This window comes from Acidihalobacter prosperus (genome assembly GCF_000754095.2).
GTDB classification, from domain to species: Bacteria; Pseudomonadota; Gammaproteobacteria; order DSM-5130; family Acidihalobacteraceae; genus Acidihalobacter; species Acidihalobacter prosperus.
Genome location: NZ_JQSG02000006.1, coordinates 1 through 18,146, shown reverse-complemented (window position 1 = coordinate 18,146; position 18,146 = coordinate 1). Strand labels below are relative to the sequence as shown.

Genomic DNA, 18,146 nt, shown 5'->3' with positions numbered 1-18,146 from the left:
TCGCATGAAGACGATGTTACCCAAGGTGCTGACGCTGGCTATAGGCGCTGCGCTACTCGGCGGTTGCGCCACCACGCCCGCGCTCAGTCGTATCAGCGCAGCCCAGGCCCGGCTCAAGCAACAGGCAGCAGAATCGGCCAAGGCGCCGCCGGCCCTGTCCACGGAAAACGCACCCTATGTCGCGCCGAAGCCGGTCCGTTACCTGGCGCCGGCCGATGCGGTCAGCGTGCGGGCTTCCGGCCTGCCTCTGAAACAGGCGCTGCGCAGCATTCTGCCGGCGGGCTGGTCGCTCTCCTTCGAAAGCGACACGCAACCGGGACAGGGTGTCGACATCGACCTGGAACAAGTCGGGCGCAACAGCGCCATCCGTCAGGTCGCCATGGCCGGCGGCGATGTGGCCGTCATACGTCCGGGTCGCCGGCAAGTCGTCATCGCCAAACGCGCGACTTATCTGTTCCGGGTGCCGACCGGACTGCTGTCCGCGCAGAGCGCCGATCTCGACGTGTCTTCGTCGTCTTCCATTTCCGGCTCCGGCGGCGGGTCCTCGATGGGCGGAATGGGCGGTTCATCCATCGGCGGCTCGTCCATGGGCAGCTCGTCCATGGGTGGAATGGGCAGTACCGGAGGCATGATGGGCACATCCGGCGGCAGTTCGGGCGGTATGAACGGCGCCTCGTTTTCGGTGACCGGCGGCTCGCAGACTTCCGGTTTTCTCAAGACCCTTCAGTCCCTCGCCGGACCCAACGGCTCGGTCAGCCTCGACGCGGCCACCGGCCTGGTATCAGTGACCTCCGGCGCCGGCGGTCTTGAGCGCGTCACGCATTACATCGACGCCTACAGTCGGGCCGCCAATACCAAGGTCGAGATCCATGCCGCGATTCTCGAGGTGCAGCTCAACCACGGCCTGACCACCGGCATCCAGTGGAACAAGGTGCTGTCGAATACGCTCAGCGCATCCTTGTCCGCCACGCAGCCGACCATCGGCCAGCTGATCTCCGGCGCTTCGGCCAGCGCGTTCTCGCTGACCAAGACGGGCACGAACCTGAATGGCGTGATCAAGGCCCTCCAGCAGGTGACGACGGTCAAGGTGATTACCAAGCCCTGGCTGGTGGCCTCCAACGGTACGCCCGCGACCATCAACTCGGGTACTCAGGTGCCCTACGTGGGCGACATCCAGAGCAACGTGACGGGATTGTCCGGCACATCCACGACGGGCGCTTCGCTCAGCTACGCCAACAACGGCATCGCGCTGTCCTTCATCCCGCAGGTGCTGGGGCATGGCTGGGTACAGATGGCCGTGGTGCCCCAGTTGTCCACCATCGAGAAGTTCGAGACCTTCACGGTCGACGGGCAGCAGATGAATGGTCCCGAGCTGCAGCAGCGCCAGGCCTTCGTCCGCATGCTGATGCGCAGTGGTCAGACCGTCATTCTCGGGGGCTCGATTTCGCAATCGGCCAATCAGCAGACCAGCGGCATCCCGGGCCTGTCGCGCATTCCCGTACTCGGCGCGCTGTTCGGCGCCTACGGCCAGGGTAACGAGCGCACCCAGCTGGTGATCCTGGTGCGCACTAAGGTCGTGCCGGCGCCCGACATCAACCCGCTGGTCGGAGAATCCCTCTGATGAAGCTGAAACTCGCGCGGCCTGCTTTCGGGCGGAAATCAGAAGCCACTCCGAACTGTTTGGCGGTTCAGACAGGCGATATCTGGCGCTACTGGGGCCTCGACGCATCGGGGCAGCCGGAAGAAATATCGCAGCCGCCGGCGCACTGCGTGCTGTGGCGGGTCTGTGAATATGACGTGCTTGCGCCGTCCGGCGGACGTTCGACGAAGGGCTTGGGGCGTCTGGGACGGGAATTGCTCAAGGAGCGCGTCGCGCAATTCACCAGCGGCGAGTGGGCGGTGTTCACCCGCCAGGGCAACGAGACGATCAACGGCCATCCGTCCCGTCCGCTTGCGCTTGCGCTGCGTGACCGCCTCAAGGACCTGCCTGCGCCTTCCGTACTGCAAGCCGAACTGCCGGGGGGCTATACGGCGCTCGCCATCTACCGGCGCGATCAGACGGTCACCGGCTGGACGCTTGCAAGCGGCGAAGACATCGAAATCACTCAGGCACGCCTGGTGCAGCAATCGGGCGTATCGGACGCGGGCGCCGAGTCGTTCGCCGACCTCTGGGCGCTGCTTGAAAACGCGCCGCCTTCGCGGGACTTTCCGGTGGAACCCGAGTGGCGGGGCATCCCGGTTCGTCAGTACCGCCGCGCGGCGCTGCTCGCATCCACGGCCTTGTTGGCTCTGAGCGTCGTCAATCTGGGTATTGAAATGTCAGCGGAAGCCCTGCACGGACATCGCGCGCGCCTTGCCGCTACCAGGCTGGACGCCGCCAAGATCCGCGTCATTGCCTGGGACCGCACGCATGCCGAGGCCCTGGCCCGGCAGGGCGGTATTCGGCCCGACAGCCTGATTGCGGCGGCCAAAGCGGTCTATCAGCCGGGCAGCAGCGTCAGCCTGACGCAAAAGGGCCGCGAAATCGTCGTCATGCTGCCGCTGCACGCGCTCTCCCCCATTGCGCCGGGCCAGTGGACACCTGCGTCCGCGATTCGAGCGGGACTCGCGAAGCGTCCGCCCCGCGGCTGGCGGCTGTACCGGCTCGCCAGGGCCGGGGAAGGGCGGTTCGCGCTGATCTACCGTCACGGGAGTCTGATGCCATGAAAAAGCCGAGTCTGGTGCGGAACCGACAATGGGGCTGGTCGGCGTCGGCGCTGATGCTGGTGTTGGCGTTCCTGGTTTGGCATTTCTCGAGCGCGGCCGGACGCACAGCCGACCATTACGCGGCGGATGCGGCAAGAGATCTGCGCTCAGCCGCCCGACTCGTGCTGATGACCCAGCGCAAGCTGCCGGCTTCGCCCGCTGTCGATGATGTCGAGACCAACGCCGCGCTTGCGCTCTCCGCACTGCGCCGTGCGGCGCCAGCCGACTTTGCCACCATCAGTCAGGCGACGGTCTCGGGTTACACGAAGAACGACGGCAACGGGCTGGAAGACCTCGCTTCGGCGGCCAAGCCCGCTTCCATTCCAGGGCTCAAGCGGCTGGCCTTTCGGGTGACCGGCAACTGGACCACCTTGTCCGGGCTGCGCAGGCTGCTCGCCGTTTTCGACCGCTACCCCGCGCGCATCACGGGGCTGGATATCGCCCAGGGATACTTCGACGTAACGGTGACTATCTATGGCCGATGACTCGTTGCTGACTGACGCTTTCGAGGATGCGCCGGAAGGCTGGTGGCGTCCGAAGGAGCAGATGCCGATTCTGCAGGCGCTGCGCGCGGTCGGCATGAGCGATGCGCATCTGCGCTTCGCCCGCGCCACGGCGGCCGCCGGCTGCATACCCGAGCCGCAGGCCGTCAGGGAAATGCGCCTGCTGCCTGCGGAACGCATCGCGGCCGCGCTGGCGCTGTCTTCGGGGTATCCCTGGTTGCCCTGGACCCGCGTGCCGGAAATCGAGATCACCGGCGATCTCAAGGACGCCGTCATCGAACGGGCGGGCCAGCATGCGGTCCCGGTGCATCGCGACATGAGCGGCGCGGTGTATTACGCGATCGCGGACCCGGCGCATGCGCGCGAGGTACGCATCGCCGACAGCCGCGCGCGTTTCGTGCTGGCGACGCCCAAGACCATCTCCGGCCTGTATTACCGGCATTACAGCAATCCACGGGAGGACTTCCTGGCCGCTCTCGAAAAGAAGGATTGGCGCGCCGCGATGGGACACCTGCTGACGGAGTCGGTCTACCAGGGCGCCGGCGTCGAGAATATCTACCTAGAACCGGGTCCCATGGCCGGGCAGGTGTTCATTCAGGTCGAGGGCATTCGCCGTCACCTGCATGCGCTGCCGCTTGAACGCAGCCCGTCGGGCACGCTGGATGGCCCGTTCGGCCGCCTGATTACCCTCATCGCGGGCGATATCCGCGCAGCGGAAGGCGATCTTTCGGTACCCGGTTCGTTGAGCGGACTGATTCCCGAAAACCTGGAGGGCCGTTTCGAGTTCCGGGTGGAACTCAAGCAGACCTTCTTCGGCCGCGCCGCCGTGCTGCGACCCTTCGACCTGCAGGCGGATGTCGCGGACATCGATCTGCTGGGCTTCGATGGCGAGACGCGCAGGAAGCTGCGTCAGGCCATTGAGTCGCCTTATGGATTGCTGCTGGTCGTAGGGCCAACCAGCTCCGGCAAGAACACGACGGCCATCTCGCTGCTGTACTCGACCGATCCGTTGGCGAGATCGATTCAAACCGTCGAGCATCCGGTCGAGGTGCGCGTGGCTTCGTGGGAACAGCACGAAATCCCAGTCGCCAAGAGCAACCCGGAGGAAATCGAGGGGGCTGCCCGAAAAATCACGGACTCCCTGCTGCGCTCGGCGCCGCAGATCATCTACTGGGGCGAGATTCGCAATGCGGATGCCCTGTCCCGAGCGCTGGTCGCGGCCAATACCGGGCACATGACCCTGTCCACCTATCACGCGACGGACGCCGCATCGGCGATTTTACGCATGCGCACGGAACGGACCCGCGCCGGCGACCGTATCGACATGACGGCCGGCGGCGACCTGATTCTCGGCATCTTGTCCCAGCGACTGCTCAGAAAGGTCTGCGCGCACTGCGCTCAGCCCGAGACCCGCGATGAAGTGCTGCGCGTCATCGAACGCGCGGGACTGCCGAAGACACAGATCAAGCGGGCCTCAAAAGAGGGCTGTCCGCGCTGCGGCGATACCGGATACGCCGGACGCATTCTCGCCTACGAGTTTTTCGAGCCGACGGCCGACATGGATCTTGGCACTGCCAGCGCGGCCGAGATCCGCAAGACGACCCGCCCCGGACTCTTTCGCAGCGGGCTCGAGCGCATGGCGCAAGGCGTCACCGATTACGCCGAGGTCATGCGCGTACTCAAACCCAAGACGGGAGCCGACGAATAATGCGTTACGTGTTTCGCGCCGATGTCGATTACGGCCGCCGCGGCATGGCGGAAGAAACCATGATCGGCGAATCACCCGACGAACTGGCCGAGCGCCTGACCGCCCGCGGGCAACGCCTGGTCGATGCCCGCGTGTCGTGGTACGAGACGATCAGCCTCTGGCAGCACCGACGGTTTCCCTCGCGGGAACTGGCCCAGATCTATCGTTCCCTGTCCCGGCGGATGTCGCAGGGCGCCAAGCCGCAGGATGCGCTGGCGCAGGCGGGCTCCTTTGTCAGCGACCCGGTGCTCAAGGTGGCGCTGTCAGCGGCCGGCGCCGCCGTGACTGCCGGCGCGCGCATGGACGAGGCCCTGCATCAGGCGGGATTCGATGAGGAAGATATCGCGCTGGTTCGGGCCATGAGCGAGGCGGGCAATCTGCCGGAAGCTTTTCAGGGGCTGTCGGACAAGCATCAACAGCTGGCGACCCTCGGCGGCAAGATCAAAGGCATCCTGACCCAGCCGATCATTTACGGCGCCATCGGCGCACTGATGATCTGGTCGAGCTTCCTGTTTCTGATTCCGCGGTTTGCCACGTTCTTCCAGAAGGCCGGCTTCAAGCCACCGCATGGAATTTCGCAAATATACGCGCTGGACGCGGTTATTCAGCAATATCCGGTCGCATTTTCGGTGTTGTACTGGACGCTGCTCGTGATCGTCGTGGTCGTGTTGTTCAGCGGACGGATGCGCGAGGTCTGGCGCCGTGCGCCGGTGCTGCGAGAGTTGCTGGCACGCGCCGACGCGGCGCAGGCGTTGACTTCTTTTGCGTTGCTGTACGAAGCGGCCATCCGGCGATCCGAAGCGGCGCGGCGGGTGGCCACGAGCTGTCGCGGCGAACAGCTGCGCGAGGCGTTCAACCGCCTTGCAGCCGGTCTCGAAGGCGGCGGCAATCCGTCGGATGCGGCCAGGCTCGCGGAATTTCCGGAGTTCCTGTCCGCCACGATCATCGGCGCCCTGGGCGCCAACGATCCGGATGCGACGGTGGAAGACCTTCGGGTCTACGCCCGCATCATGGCCGAGGACATGGAGATGTTTTCGAAGCGTTTCGAGACCTGGGCGAACCTGATGTTCATGTTGATGACCGCGTTGATGGTGCTCGGCATCTTCGGGGTCACGGTATTCCCCGAGCTGGCTACGCTGCTGTCGCACGCATGACAACCGTTGAAAAACCATCAAGGAGATGGACGATGAAACTGAAACAGCCAACGAATCGCCGCCGCCAGGGCGGTTTTACCCTGATTGAGATTTTGATCGCGCTGGGCGTCCTTGCGGTCATTACGGCCGGTGTGGTCGCATTCTTCAACCTGAGCAAGTCGAAGGGACAGGTGTTGTACAACACCATGGCGTCCATCGCGTCGGCTGCAGACCGCTTCGACCTCGACACCTCGTGCTACCCGTTCCAGACGGACCTGTTGTTCGATAAAGCCGCGGTCGCCGGCAATACGGCCAATTCCTGTGGCGCCGACGTGTCGAGCACCTGGAATGGTCCCTACATGCAGACCAAGTCGGTGGATGCCAGCGGTAACGTGGAATTCACCCAGATCGGCCCGCAGGTGACGATCTCGATCGTGCCGGGCTCCTTCCTGCCAAACGGCAGTAGCGTGCAGTACGCGGTGCAGGCGAACAACGTGCCGCAGAAAATCGCGGCCCAGGCGTTCAAGTCCTGTTCGGGCGGAGCGGCGACCACCACCAGCGGCTCGAACACGGTGGCCGGCAACTGCTACCTCGGTACCGCTTCCGGCGGCGTGAACACCTTCGGCTACGTGTTTGCGGGTAACAGCTGATGCCGTACCGCGCCGGACCGTCCCCATCAGCGCCGCCCCGGCGTCAGGGCGGTCTGGCGCTGTTGCTGTTCGTCGTGCTGCTGGCGGGCGTCGCCTCCCTCTTCATCGGCGCCTATACCGCGGAGCTGGGCGGGGTCGGCGAGGCGGCCACCCAGCGGCGCGATCAGGATTATGTCAACCGCGCGGCGACGTTGCTCGCCGCGTGGTATGCCGCCCATCCGCAACTCATGGACGGCAGCACCCAACCCTCGATACCGAATTGCTCGCTGCCGGTCGGCGACTGCCTGATGCAGGCGGCCGGCATCCCGGAACGACATGGCGTGGTGGTCTCCGTCGGCCCACGCCAGACGACGCCGAACGGATACGACTACCGATCGATCACGCTATGGATACCCAAGCCCGACGCCACGGGCTCGCAACGCACCCAGTACGCCGCGCAGTACGCGCTGGTCAGCGCCGCAGTCGACGGGCGCCCCATCGAGCGCGCGCTATGGGTCGAAGCGAACCGTGCGCTGGCGCGGTTGTCCGCGCAGCTCGTTTCGGCGTACGCCGCCTGGCTGGCGAACACCGGCGATATCGCCAACGACTGGTTCCAACCCACGGGCTGCGGACCCTACGGGGACAATGCCAATTTCGTCTGCGCGGATACCTGGACCAATCTGGCCCAATCCGGCCTGCCCATCGCCCTGGGTGCGCCGGCGGGACGACTCAATCCCTGGGGGCTGCCCTATCAGATTTGCAACGCGGCGGCCTGCGGCGCGAGCGATCAGGGGGCGCCTTACAGCCTGTTGCTGCGCACCGCGACGCCCTGGGGTGGACTGCTGTCACAAACCGCCATCGAGCCGATCGCGGCGGGTTGAGGATGTTCGAGACCGACAAAGGAGTTTTTGCGTGAGTGGATTCGTCACCTGGATGGAAAACTGGCTGCAGGCGGAACCGCCGACCTGGTCGGATCTTTATCTGCGGGTCAACAGCCGCCCCGTCGTCAAACTCTCCGGCATGGGACTCAAGGTCATGGAGGCCTCGCCGCTCGTGCGCGAGGATGACATCGAGTACCTGGTCGGCGGCAAGGTCGACTGGAGCGCCGATGTCGACCAGGACCATGGCGTAACGGTCTCTGGCCTGCGCTTTCGCGTCAACGTGCTCAAGTCGATGGGCGGAGGCGGAGCTGTGCTGCGCCGGCTCGAAACCGAGCCGCCGGAACTCGACGGTCTCGGCCTGCCGACGAACCTGCTCCGGCGCATCTGTCAGTTCTCTCACGGTCTTATCATCGTGGCCGGAGAAACGGGGTCCGGCAAGACGACCACGCTGTCCGCCATGATGCATGAGCGCGCGCGCTTGCGTTCGACCACCACAGTGACCATCGAAGACCCGGTCGAAATCCTGTTTCCGAAGGAAATGCCTACGCGCGAAGGCGGCCTGTCTCAGTTCATCCAGCGCGAGGTGGGGCACGACACCGACTCATTCACATCGGGCCTGCGCGCGGCATTGCGCGAGGCGCCTAACGTCATCGCCGTCGGCGAGGTGCGCGACGCCGAATCGGCACGCCTCGCCCTGCAAGCGGCGGAGACCGGGCACCTGGTCTTCATGACCCTGCACACGCGCGGCGCCCAGGAAACGGTGTCCCGTCTGTTGGCCTTCTTCCCCGAAGCGCAGCATACGCTGATCCGCCAGCAGCTGGCCTCCGGCCTGCGCCTGGTGCTGCGCCAGGTGCTGATGCCGCGCAAGGGCGGCGACGGACGTGTGCTGGCCTACGAACTGATGACGCTTGACGGCGGCATCGCCAACTGCATCCGCAAGGGCACGGATCATCAAATCCTCAGCGAGATCAGTGCCGGCCGGGAGTACGGCATGGTCGCGCTCAATGACATGCTGACCAAACTGGTCAGGGACGAGGTGATTGAGCGCGACGAGGCCCTGCGCCATTCCTACGACCCGGAGGCGCTCGATGCGATGCTCTGAACGCCAGCATGGCTTTACCTTGATCGAGGTCCTGATCGCGATAGGGCTGGTTGCGCTGATCACGGCCATGAGTTATCCGATCTTCGACTCCATGCTGGATTTCGGGCAACGGGAAGCCACGCATACCCGGTTGCTGGAAGCGGCCAACGCCATCAAGAACGCCTATCGCGAGAATGCCTTGATGGTGGACTCATCGCTATCCGGGCAGTATTTCTGCGCGGCGCCTGGGGCTTGCATCACGCCCGCCCCCTCGAATAACGCGCCGCCGTCTGCGGTGCCTGCCAGCCAGGCTGACGGCGCGCAGACCGCGAGCGAACTGCAGCTGATTGCCCAGTCGCAGGGACTGAATGTCGAGCGTCTGGAAGTGGATGGCTACAACAAGTATTTCCGCTATTTCGTCAGCAACGCGTTGAGCAAGCCTAATGGGCCTGGCGGTGCGACCGTTTACTACCATGTGATCGCGATCGTGTCGTCGGATGGCAAGAATCAACTGTCTCCCGGCACCACCTTCGACCCGGCGACCGGGCAGCTCACGCTGGCCACCGGCGATCAGGGCGTCGTCGTCAGCGGGCTACCCATCGAGCAGGCCTATTACCGGCAGGCGATGGATCAGCTGCGCACTCTGGCGGACGATTATGGGCAGTTTTTCACCTCCCGATATCTGACATCGAACGCGCGGAATCCATCCACCGATTACTTTTCGCAGTCGGATGCGCTCGATCAGACCAACGCGCAGAGTTTCGACAGCAACAGTCCCATCTGCAACAGCGGCAACGGTAACTGCGGCTGGAATTTCAGTGGCGACCCGTTCCCGGGCCAGCTGGGCACGCCGGTGACCAATACCGGGGTCGTGTTTTGGGATTGCCAGCCGGCCACGGTGCTGGGCGGCTTCATGTCTTCGCTCGGGCTGTCTCAAAGCGCCGTGACCGACCCCTGGGGATATCCGGTCGGCGTCTGCAACGGCCCGAATGCCACGGGGCAGGGCGTCAACGTCCGCAATCCGTCGAACAATAACGCCGCACTGCAACCCCCGCCCTATACCGCCGCCATCGTCGCTTGGGCGCCTGGCGGCATTCCGCTGACGGCCACCGTGGTCGGACAGGATTAGAGGATCGTCTCATGCGAGACATCGGAGACCTGCTGCAACGCTACCTTGACGAGGGGTTCCATTTCACCGACGCGAATCTTTCGCCCGGCGAGCCCATCCTATATCGCGGCGCGGGCGGATTCGAAGCTTCAAAGTCGGCGCCGCTCACTCTGGATGAAATCGAGCATTTCATCGCGTCTCCGGATTTGGGTGGGGAAAACTGGCGGCAACGCATGCGGGAGAATCGAAACACGCTGGAAATGGCCTGCACATTCGGCCAGGCCCGATTGCGCTGCAGCGTTTACGAGACCGGCGGTTCAGCCCACACGCTGCGTATCGCCATCCGCAGACAGCCGCTCGATGTCCCGCCGCTCGAGACGATCGGAGCCCCGCCGAACATCACCAAGATGCTGGGGCGAGGCAAAGGCCTCGTCCTGATTACGGGACCGACCGGCGCGGGCAAAACGACGACCATGGCTGCTTTGCTCGACTGGATCAACCGGCGGATACCGCTGCATATACAGACCATCGAGCAGCCGATCGAGTATGTTCACAAGCGGGATAAATGCGTCATCTCGCAAAGCGAGGTCCCCGAGAACTCGCCCAGCTTCGCTGCGGGCGTGGAAGCCGCGCTACGTCATCGTCCGGACATTATCGCCATCGGCGAGATTCTCAACCGCGAAACCGTCAGCGCCGCACTGCATGCCGCGACTTCCGGACATCTGGTCATCGGCACCATGCACACCAATTCCTGCGAGGATACGATTGGCGCCATTTTGCAGTTCTACGACGGCGAGGAAGGCGAGCAGCGCAGAGCCACGCTCGCTACCGCGCTTGTCGGTATCGTCAGTCAGGTGCTGATCCCGAGTCACGACAAGAAGAAGCTGCACCTGGCATCCGAAATCCTGTTCTGCAACGACACCATCAGCCGGCTCATCCAGCAAAACAAGGTACGGCAGATCGCCAACGCCATGCGGGATGATCGTGAATATGGCATGTCGTTACTGAACGACTCGATCAACATGCTATGGGCCAGTCAAAAAATATCGCTGCGCGCCGCTATGCGTGCTTCCTATGACCCTTCTGGCGTGGGTGTCTGAACTTCAACAATGAAGAGGTACTTGAAAGTGAATACAAAACAGGCCATGAAATCCGTCGTTCTGCCGCTTTCGCTCCTGCTTCCGTCCGTCGCCCTGGCTCAGGGTGTCGCGAGCAACCCGATTGATCCATTCACCGGACAAACGCAGTCCTATGAAAAGATCATCGAGCAGGCCAAGGCCGCGCAGGCTGAACAGAAACTGGTTCAAGCGCAGTACGAGATCGCCCACTATCGGGAACAGATCGCCGGCGTCCACGGCATCTCAAAGCCGTCAGGCGGCAAGCTCAAGGCGCTGGAGGCGTCCGTGGCGGCGTTGCAGCAGCAGGTAACGGCTCTGCGGGCGGCCCTTGGCAAGAACGGGAAATCGGTGGCTCAGCCGCAAACCGCTCAGGCTCAGGCGCCGCAGGCGGCGACCGCGCCGAAGCTCGTAGGCATCACCCGGACCGCAACCGGCCGAATCGCCTGGGTCAAAACCTCGCAGGGCGTTATCCAGGTGGCACCTGGCAGCCAGCTTGGAAGCTGGAAGGTCAAGGCCGTATCGGCCGACGGCGTGACGCTGGTGCGACAGGGGCATCAGCGGCTGTTGCCGGTATCCGCGGACTGGGCGGGGCAGTTGGGCATCAGCGGCAAGGTCAAGACCGAAAACACGTCGGGCTTTGGCGGTGTGCCGCCTGCGCCCGGCTCGACGCCGGCTTCTGCCACGGCCATGACCCAGCAGGGGGCGGCGACGATTACGCAGGCACTTCAGGGCGGAGCTTGATTCGCAAACAGCCAACGAAAAGGAACGAAAATGAGCGCACAGAAAAGCGCTATTTTGGGGACACCGCATATATATGCGGATACGTTTACTGATTACGGTGGGCTCGAATCTCTCGTTGCCTATGCCTTTATCAGCGAACACCAAAAAGAGTTCTACGCTTGGTTGCAAAGGCACCGGCTTGATCCCATGTTGATGGAACGCTGGATGCAAACGCAGGCGCATATGCTGGACGGCTATGCCACCTTGCGGGAGGCGGGATTGGTGTCTGCGGGCAGTCCAACGAAGCGCCATGAAGCCTGATTGGCGAATGTGTGGCGCTCTCTTGTCTGCTTGTGACCCGATTATCATTGTACTAATATAAGTACAATAAAAGGAGGTCTTATGGACGCAGTGACTTACAGCCACACTCGCCAGCATTTGTCGGAAATCATGAATAAGGTCACCAATGATCGCGCTCCTGTCTTGATCACGCGCCAAGCAGGTGAACCTGTCGTCATGATGTCGCTGCAAGACTTCAACGCGCTTGAAGAAACCGCCTATCTGATGCGCAGTCCCAAGAATGCGAAACGGCTGATGGAATCCATCGAGCAGCTTGCCACAAACGGAGGCCAGTTCAGAGAACTGGTCGATGCCGATTAAATTCTCAGATCACGCTTGGCAAGACTACCTGTTCTGGCAGGCGAAGGATCGGGCCACGCTTAAACGAATCAATACGCTCTTGAAGGATATACAGCGGTCCCCGTTTGATGGACTCGGTAAGCCCGAACCACTGAAACATAACCTATCTGGCTTTTGGTCGAGGCGCATTGACGAAGAACATCGCCTAGTCTACGCGGTTCAGAATGACACTGTTTTGGTGGCTGAATGCCGTTACTAACTAACTCGTGAAGCACCCCTTAGCGGGACAGAGCGTACCGCGCGCTGCATGCATCTTTGACGGATAAATATGTGAAGAAACGGAGAACCGTGCCTAATATTGGTGTACCGTTAGCATCTCCGGGCGGAAATGTAGGGCACGCATTTAACTTAAATGTGAGCTACAGAGGAAACCCACTGCACAAGCGGTATCCTTTGGACTATGGACTAACTCCTCCGGCCTGTGCCTCACCCGTTAAAACTTGGTGTGACAAGTTTCGTAAGATATTGAAAAATGAAGCATCGCAGTTGCTGCTTGATGGTCTCAAGAGAGGACTGTTCGATGCGAGGCATCCCGAGAATGGATTCCCTCGTCGTGTCTGGGCGGTAGATAGTGATGGAATCGTGTACGAGGCCAAGCTGGAAAACTCAAATGAGGGGGTGTATCACGGTTACCCGTTGAGTTCATATCAACGCTCAATGATATCCTTTCTTCAAAAAGAATGGAGAATTCGGCGATGAACGATCTCTTCCATCTGGAATGGAGGGAAGCGGAGGGCTTGAAAGCCCATCTGGATACGGAGTCTGCCGCGACTTTAGCGGACTTGCGCATTTCCTCCGGGCGCTCTGCGATTGATGGGATATGTCTGAGCAGAAATGAACGGCGAACGGAAGACGGCAGAATCGAAGTCCAGGATGACGTTTTTGTATCGGTCTATCCTCTGGCAACCTGGTTCGCTTGGAACTACTATCGACTTTCGTATGAATCCACTCCATCGGAAAATGTACACTGGGATTGCGCGCACAATATAGCTAATGTCGGTGACGGGTATGTATGGCCTCCCATTCGGATATATTCAGATGGTGCCCGGATCGTGCTACGCCCATGGACAGCAGAAGTGGAATCTCGCGATCCCATTCGCTACACGGCAAATGTGCCACTCATTCTGCCCCTGCAGGACTTTCAGAAACAAGTATGGGATTTTTTGCGGCAGGTAGATGCTCGGCTTGCTGGAAAAGAATTGCACGATACTGAATATCAGAGAATATATCGCGAACTTTTGGACGAGCAGAAAGATGGAGAAACTCTGCTTTGGAGGAGCATTGAGGCTCGCATGGGATTTAGCCCCGATGAAGCAACAGAAAAGTCGCGGGGCATTTTTTTGCAAATATGCAGTCTGGTCGATAAAGACAGTCAGCAGGAGATCGCGGGTGGTGGCCAGGACGCTTGGTACTTTCTGGATCATCTGCGGAATCACTTGCACGACTTTGGCGTGGTCCGATGTCCGCGGGATGCTTACAGACCTGAGCATATAACTATCGACAACAATCAGCCTGCGTGGGTTCTGGCGGTCAGGCAAGCGCAGGCTCTCCGCTCCGTCATAGGCAAGCCCAACGGCAGACTCTCCAATGAAGATCTAGCTCAGATTTACGGTATTTCGGTGAGATCGATTTCCGGTTTGGAAGCCTCGAAAAAGGAACCAATCACCCTGTTTCATCCCGAGACAGAGAAGGTGCTGATTGGCAAAAATCATGAGACAGGTCGTCGCTTTGCCGTGGCGCGGCTGATCGCAGATGACATGCTCCGAACACCGGAAACAGGATGGGGAGTTGTGACCGACAGCCGGACTTATAGGCAGAAATTTCAACGCGCTTTTGCTGCGGAGTTACTTTTTCCGCGGGCGGAATTAGCCCAAAGAATTACAGACCCGGACGACTTATACGATCTGGCTGAGGCTTTTGGTGTATCGGAAATGGTGGTGCGCCACACTTTGGAGAATCATCTCACCAACACGCTATCCGACCCATTAGATCGTTGGGATGAATGGGAGGGAACTCCCGCTAACCAATCTCCATAAGAGTTGACCTCTTAAAACAACCGACTTATCATTTTCTTTACGTGTGGCATCTCCGTGAGGCGAGTCGCTAACAAGCGGCAGCCGGTTCACGCAAACGCTCCCAAAGGGCGTTTACCTGAGCTAGGAGGCCACCATGAAGAAGAAGACTCAGAAGACGACCCTGTTCGCCGGAGCAATCGCCCTGGCCGGGTGTTTTGCGCTGACGCCTGTCTATGCCGCCAGCGTCGGTTTGCTGCACCCAAAAATCGCCACCATCACCGAAGTCGCCAATCCCCAGGGCGGACAGGCCACCCTATCCGGCATCACCAGCCGTAGCGTCAATACCCATGGCGTCGACACCGCCTCCGGCGGCGGTAACGCGATCGCCAACCTCGGCGCGCTGCTCACCCCGATTCAGGCGCCTGCAAGCCCGACCTACAGCAGCCCGACCGATGCTTCCAACCAGATCGGCACGATGCTGAACTATGACATGGCGCAGTTCGCGCAACAGGTCGCCGGACTCATGCAGTCGGGACAGCCGATGGCCGACGTGAAGCAGGCCGTGTTCACCTATACCGTGCCGGTCACGATCGTAGGCGGCGGGCAGCCGGTCAAGGGGTTCGTCAACGATACCTGTTTCATCAACCCGGACGCCAGCTACAACTGCCTGGGCGCCGCCTACAACTCGGGCGTCACCAAGATCATCTACGCCGTCTACGAACAGGGCGCGGTCTCGCAGGGCCTGCCCGCCAATTGGACCCTGCCGAACCCCGGCGATCTGGAATGGGCTGAACTCGAGGTGCAGTCCTCCGGCGCCGGCGCCACGCAGTCGTTTCTCACGGTTCAGGGTCAGATCTGGCACACGGTCTCGTATCTGCAGAACGGCGGGCCGCTCGGCCAGTATGGTCAGTACGACATGTACCAGGTCGGCACGGTCGCCAATCAGCAGGCGCTCATCAACTGCGGCGCGACCGCCGGTGGGGCCTGCACGCAGTATCAGCCGGGCGCCTGGGTGCCTGACCCGAACAACAGCCAGAACGTCGGCTCGCTCACCTACGACCAGCAGACGCCCGTCGATCTGCTCGCCAAGAACGTGATCGCGCCACTGGAACAGCAATACGGCGCATCCAGCGCGGTCCTGCTGTATGGCAAGACGGTCGCGCCAGTCTATAACCCGGGTCCGAACAACACCTCCGTCGCGCAGACGGCGGTCGACATCCAACAGCGGGTCATCAACCCGGGCGGGATGTTCTTCTTCATCTCGCGCGGAGCCGGCGGACAGTTCCGCGAACAGGGCGTGTACGGGTTTCTGCTCAACCAGCAGGTTGACCAGTACACCGTCGATGCTACCGGCAACGCGACGTTCTCCAACAGCTTTACGCGGCACGTCGTGTCGCCGACACAGCCGTTCAGCAAGAGCGTGGCATTGACCGGCGGTTATCAGCCTTCGGGTCCGGCCATCATCAATCCGTTCCCGACCGGCAACCAGATTTACAGCTACCTGAACGACACGGTCAACCATCTGCCAGCGAGCGCGTACGTTCAGGTCGCGCCGATTGTGATCCAGTAATCATAGGAGATAGGGAAATGAAGCAGATTCACGTCATTCGTCAGGTTCGACGCATCGTCATGCTGATGCTCGGCGGCGCGCTGTTGGCGCCGGGCCTGGCCCTCGCCGGCATGATTTATAACGCCAATGGCTATGCCCCGAACAGCAGTAGCCCGGTCGTGGGCGGATGGGCGCAGGTCGGTCAAAACACCCCGCGAACCTGTACGCAAGCCGGAAATATACACAACCACCATACGGTCTGCTCTGGCGGCAACCAAGCGTACTACCGTCCTTTTGGCGACGTGGTGCTGCTCAGCGGCCAGTGGGGGCCGGGCGGCACCTGGTACAACGGCTCGCTCACCTGCCCGAACAATACGGCGGCCATCCCGGTGACGGCTGGCGGCACCTGGCAGGGTTACATGGCCGATAACGGCGTTTGGTACAACGCGGTGTATGCGTGGAATTACGGCTGGAGCTGGCAGCCGGCCCAGTCGGTCACCGTTTGCGCCGACACCGATACCGCAAGCGGCTGGTACGGCGGTCAATAAGCACAAGCACACGCGCCGACGGTTATCCGTCGGCGCGGTATTGCGCATCGAAATCGAAACAGGAGATAGACCTTGAATGCCATCACGAAGACCCTTTACCGCACGGCTGCCGGCACGCTGACGGGCGCGGCGCTGTTGTCCATGCTGGCGCTGCCGGTGGCATCCTACGCGGCGCCGCCAGCGTTTCACGACGGGATCGACTACTTCGGCCAGTGCCAGGTGACCAACACGCAGCAGCGCATGGACGACTCTGCGCCGATCTACAACCAGTGGGGCGCGGTCGCCAGACACATCGACAATACCCTGCAGGGCCAGCACAGCCTCGCAGCAATGGATGCCGGCATCGCCTACGTCGACAACCTGACCGGGGCGATCCTGCTCAAGGTGCCCGAGAAGGACCTCAACGGCCGCATCGACTTCGAGTCCATGGGCGCCGCGCCGGTGGTCATGGCCTTCTACGACCCGCAGACCTCCGTGGGCCGGATCTGGATCGACCGGGCCATCCGGGTCAACGGGCAGGTGCTGGTCGAACAGATGCCGTTCGCGCCGGAGGACGGCATCATCCTGTCCTACGGCTACGACAAGAACAACCCGTTCTGGCAGTTCGTGCCGGGCAATGCCGGCAACCCGACGGTGAGCGACCCCTACGCCTTCGTGAATGCCGGCGTGAACGGCTTCTACGCGGCGGTGGGCATGGTGCTGCGCAAATTCAACGCGCAGCGCGGGCTGATCGCGACGATGGACGTGACGCCGCACGTGAGCACGCAGTCCAGTACCGGTTCTTTCGGGCTTACCAAGAAAACCACGGAGACGGTGACCTACGACGCGAAGCCGATCTGGACGCTGGTGCTGCCGTCGGGCGAGGCGCCGGGCGGGTTCACCACCGGCTACAAGCTGCCGCTGTGCAATCCGGTGAGCGGGACGCCGATGACGACCGGCACGGTGCCTCCCGCCCCGGCGCCGATCGCTGCAGGACCCATCGTGCAGGTCAGCGCTGCTCAGAAACAGGCGCAGGCGGCGGCTCAGGCGGCGGCCTTGGCCCAGGCTAAGCAGCAAGCGCAGCTGTGGTCGGATACGACGACCGAGGGCGGGGTGTCCTCGATGATCTACAAGGGGCACTACTGGGCGGCACTGACGATCCCGGCCGGGGTCGAGTACATCCACCAGGGCGCCGACCCGATCGGGCTGGATACCAGTTCCTGGCAGGTGTACCGGTACAGCCAGTCGCAGAGCGGATTGTCGCTGTTTTCCACGGCGCTCTTCGCCGTCGCCCTGGGCGCGGTGACGGGGGGATTGGCGGCAGCGGCGTTGACGAGCAGCGCAGTCTCAGGTACCGCGATAGCTGGTGCCACCACCACTGCTATGCAAGCCGCCGGGCTCACTGCCGATTTCGCCGGTGGCGCGCTCGCGGGGGCGGGTTTCTCGGCCGCTGCCTCGCTGCTATACGACACCGGGTTTCTAGGACTTGCGGGCAGCGGCCCGAACGCGGGCGCGGCCTATGGCGTCAAGTCGCAGTTTGGCGCCTTGGCGGGCAACGGCAACAACCTGTCCCAGGGCGCCCCGGTCTCGCAGTACAACCTCGCGGCCTACATCGCGGCACTGGACTCGGCCAACGTCACGGCGGGCACCTCGACCACGGCGCAGGCGAGCAACCCGAACGTCTCGGGCGG

General features: G+C 62.2%; 18 protein-coding genes. All 18 read left to right on the top strand.

All coding sequences use genetic code 11. From position 1 onward, the window contains the following. Nucleotides 1-4 precede the first annotated feature (4 nt). Nucleotides 5-1,621, top strand: a complete 1,617-nt coding sequence (locus THPRO_RS10710) for a type II secretion system protein GspD (protein ID WP_065089627.1) — start codon at nt 5-7, stop codon at nt 1,619-1,621. Then, nucleotides 1,621-2,706 carry a hypothetical protein gene (locus tag THPRO_RS10705; RefSeq protein ID WP_038093184.1) on the top strand — a complete coding sequence of 362 codons (1,086 nt, stop codon included), beginning with the start codon at nt 1,621-1,623 and terminating at the stop codon, nt 2,704-2,706. Before THPRO_RS10710 ends, THPRO_RS10705 begins: the two co-directional genes overlap by 1 nt. Next, the gene (locus THPRO_RS10700; RefSeq protein ID WP_038093187.1) at nt 2,703-3,230 is read left to right on the top strand and encodes a hypothetical protein; all 528 of its coding nucleotides are present in this window, start codon (nt 2,703-2,705) and stop codon (nt 3,228-3,230) included. The genes THPRO_RS10705 and THPRO_RS10700 overlap by 4 nt, the downstream gene beginning before the upstream one ends. Further along, nucleotides 3,220-4,956: a GspE/PulE family protein gene (locus tag THPRO_RS10695; protein ID WP_065089626.1), complete on the top strand. Its 1,737-nt coding sequence runs from the start codon at nt 3,220-3,222 to the stop codon at nt 4,954-4,956. Before THPRO_RS10700 ends, THPRO_RS10695 begins: the two co-directional genes overlap by 11 nt. Next, nucleotides 4,956-6,149: a type II secretion system F family protein gene (locus THPRO_RS10690; protein WP_038093196.1), complete on the top strand. Its 1,194-nt coding sequence runs from the start codon at nt 4,956-4,958 to the stop codon at nt 6,147-6,149. Before THPRO_RS10695 ends, THPRO_RS10690 begins: the two co-directional genes overlap by 1 nt. Nucleotides 6,150-6,181: 32 nt before the next feature. Continuing rightward, entirely contained in the window at nt 6,182-6,778 is a 597-nt protein-coding gene (locus THPRO_RS10685; protein WP_038093197.1) for a prepilin-type N-terminal cleavage/methylation domain-containing protein, read from the top strand. Beyond that, the gene (locus THPRO_RS17030) at nt 6,778-7,638 is read left to right on the top strand and encodes a hypothetical protein (protein WP_065089625.1); all 861 of its coding nucleotides are present in this window, start codon (nt 6,778-6,780) and stop codon (nt 7,636-7,638) included. Before THPRO_RS10685 ends, THPRO_RS17030 begins: the two co-directional genes overlap by 1 nt. Before the next feature lie 31 nt (nt 7,639-7,669). Further along, nucleotides 7,670-8,740, top strand: coding sequence for a type IV pilus twitching motility protein PilT (locus tag THPRO_RS16320; RefSeq protein WP_161489972.1), 1,071 nt, complete (start codon nt 7,670-7,672; stop codon nt 8,738-8,740). After that, complete coding sequence (locus THPRO_RS10670; protein ID WP_038093202.1) at nt 8,727-9,848, top strand: type II secretion system protein; 1,122 nt, start codon at nt 8,727-8,729, stop codon at nt 9,846-9,848. The genes THPRO_RS16320 and THPRO_RS10670 overlap by 14 nt, the downstream gene beginning before the upstream one ends. After that, a complete protein-coding gene (locus THPRO_RS10665; protein ID WP_145930836.1) occupies nt 9,797-10,927 on the top strand; it encodes a type IV pilus twitching motility protein PilT in 1,131 nt (376 codons plus the stop codon). Before THPRO_RS10670 ends, THPRO_RS10665 begins: the two co-directional genes overlap by 52 nt. Nucleotides 10,928-10,948: 21 nt before the next feature. Beyond that, nucleotides 10,949-11,686, top strand: a complete 738-nt coding sequence (locus THPRO_RS10660) for a hypothetical protein (protein ID WP_145930835.1) — start codon at nt 10,949-10,951, stop codon at nt 11,684-11,686. Between the two features lie 30 nt (nt 11,687-11,716). After that, complete coding sequence (locus THPRO_RS10655; RefSeq protein ID WP_038093207.1) at nt 11,717-11,986, top strand: hypothetical protein; 270 nt, start codon at nt 11,717-11,719, stop codon at nt 11,984-11,986. Nucleotides 11,987-12,067: 81 nt separating this feature from the next. Further along, the gene (locus THPRO_RS10650; protein ID WP_038093209.1) at nt 12,068-12,325 is read left to right on the top strand and encodes a type II toxin-antitoxin system prevent-host-death family antitoxin; all 258 of its coding nucleotides are present in this window, start codon (nt 12,068-12,070) and stop codon (nt 12,323-12,325) included. After that, complete coding sequence (locus THPRO_RS16315; protein ID WP_082954597.1) at nt 12,315-12,563, top strand: Txe/YoeB family addiction module toxin; 249 nt, start codon at nt 12,315-12,317, stop codon at nt 12,561-12,563. Before THPRO_RS10650 ends, THPRO_RS16315 begins: the two co-directional genes overlap by 11 nt. A 496-nt stretch (nt 12,564-13,059) precedes the next feature. After that, the gene (locus THPRO_RS16780; protein ID WP_161489971.1) at nt 13,060-14,400 is read left to right on the top strand and encodes an ImmA/IrrE family metallo-endopeptidase; all 1,341 of its coding nucleotides are present in this window, start codon (nt 13,060-13,062) and stop codon (nt 14,398-14,400) included. Between the two features lie 133 nt (nt 14,401-14,533). After that, on the top strand, nt 14,534-15,949 hold the full coding sequence (locus tag THPRO_RS10640) for a hypothetical protein (RefSeq protein ID WP_065089622.1): 1,416 nt from the start codon (nt 14,534-14,536) through the stop codon (nt 15,947-15,949). A gap of 17 nt (nt 15,950-15,966) precedes the next feature. Continuing rightward, the gene (locus THPRO_RS10635; protein WP_038093221.1) at nt 15,967-16,476 is read left to right on the top strand and encodes a hypothetical protein; all 510 of its coding nucleotides are present in this window, start codon (nt 15,967-15,969) and stop codon (nt 16,474-16,476) included. 72 nt (nt 16,477-16,548) lie between these two features. Continuing rightward, nucleotides 16,549-18,146, top strand: a 1,598-nt coding sequence (locus tag THPRO_RS10630; RefSeq protein ID WP_201786976.1) for a hypothetical protein, incomplete at its 3' end; no start/stop codon positions are given.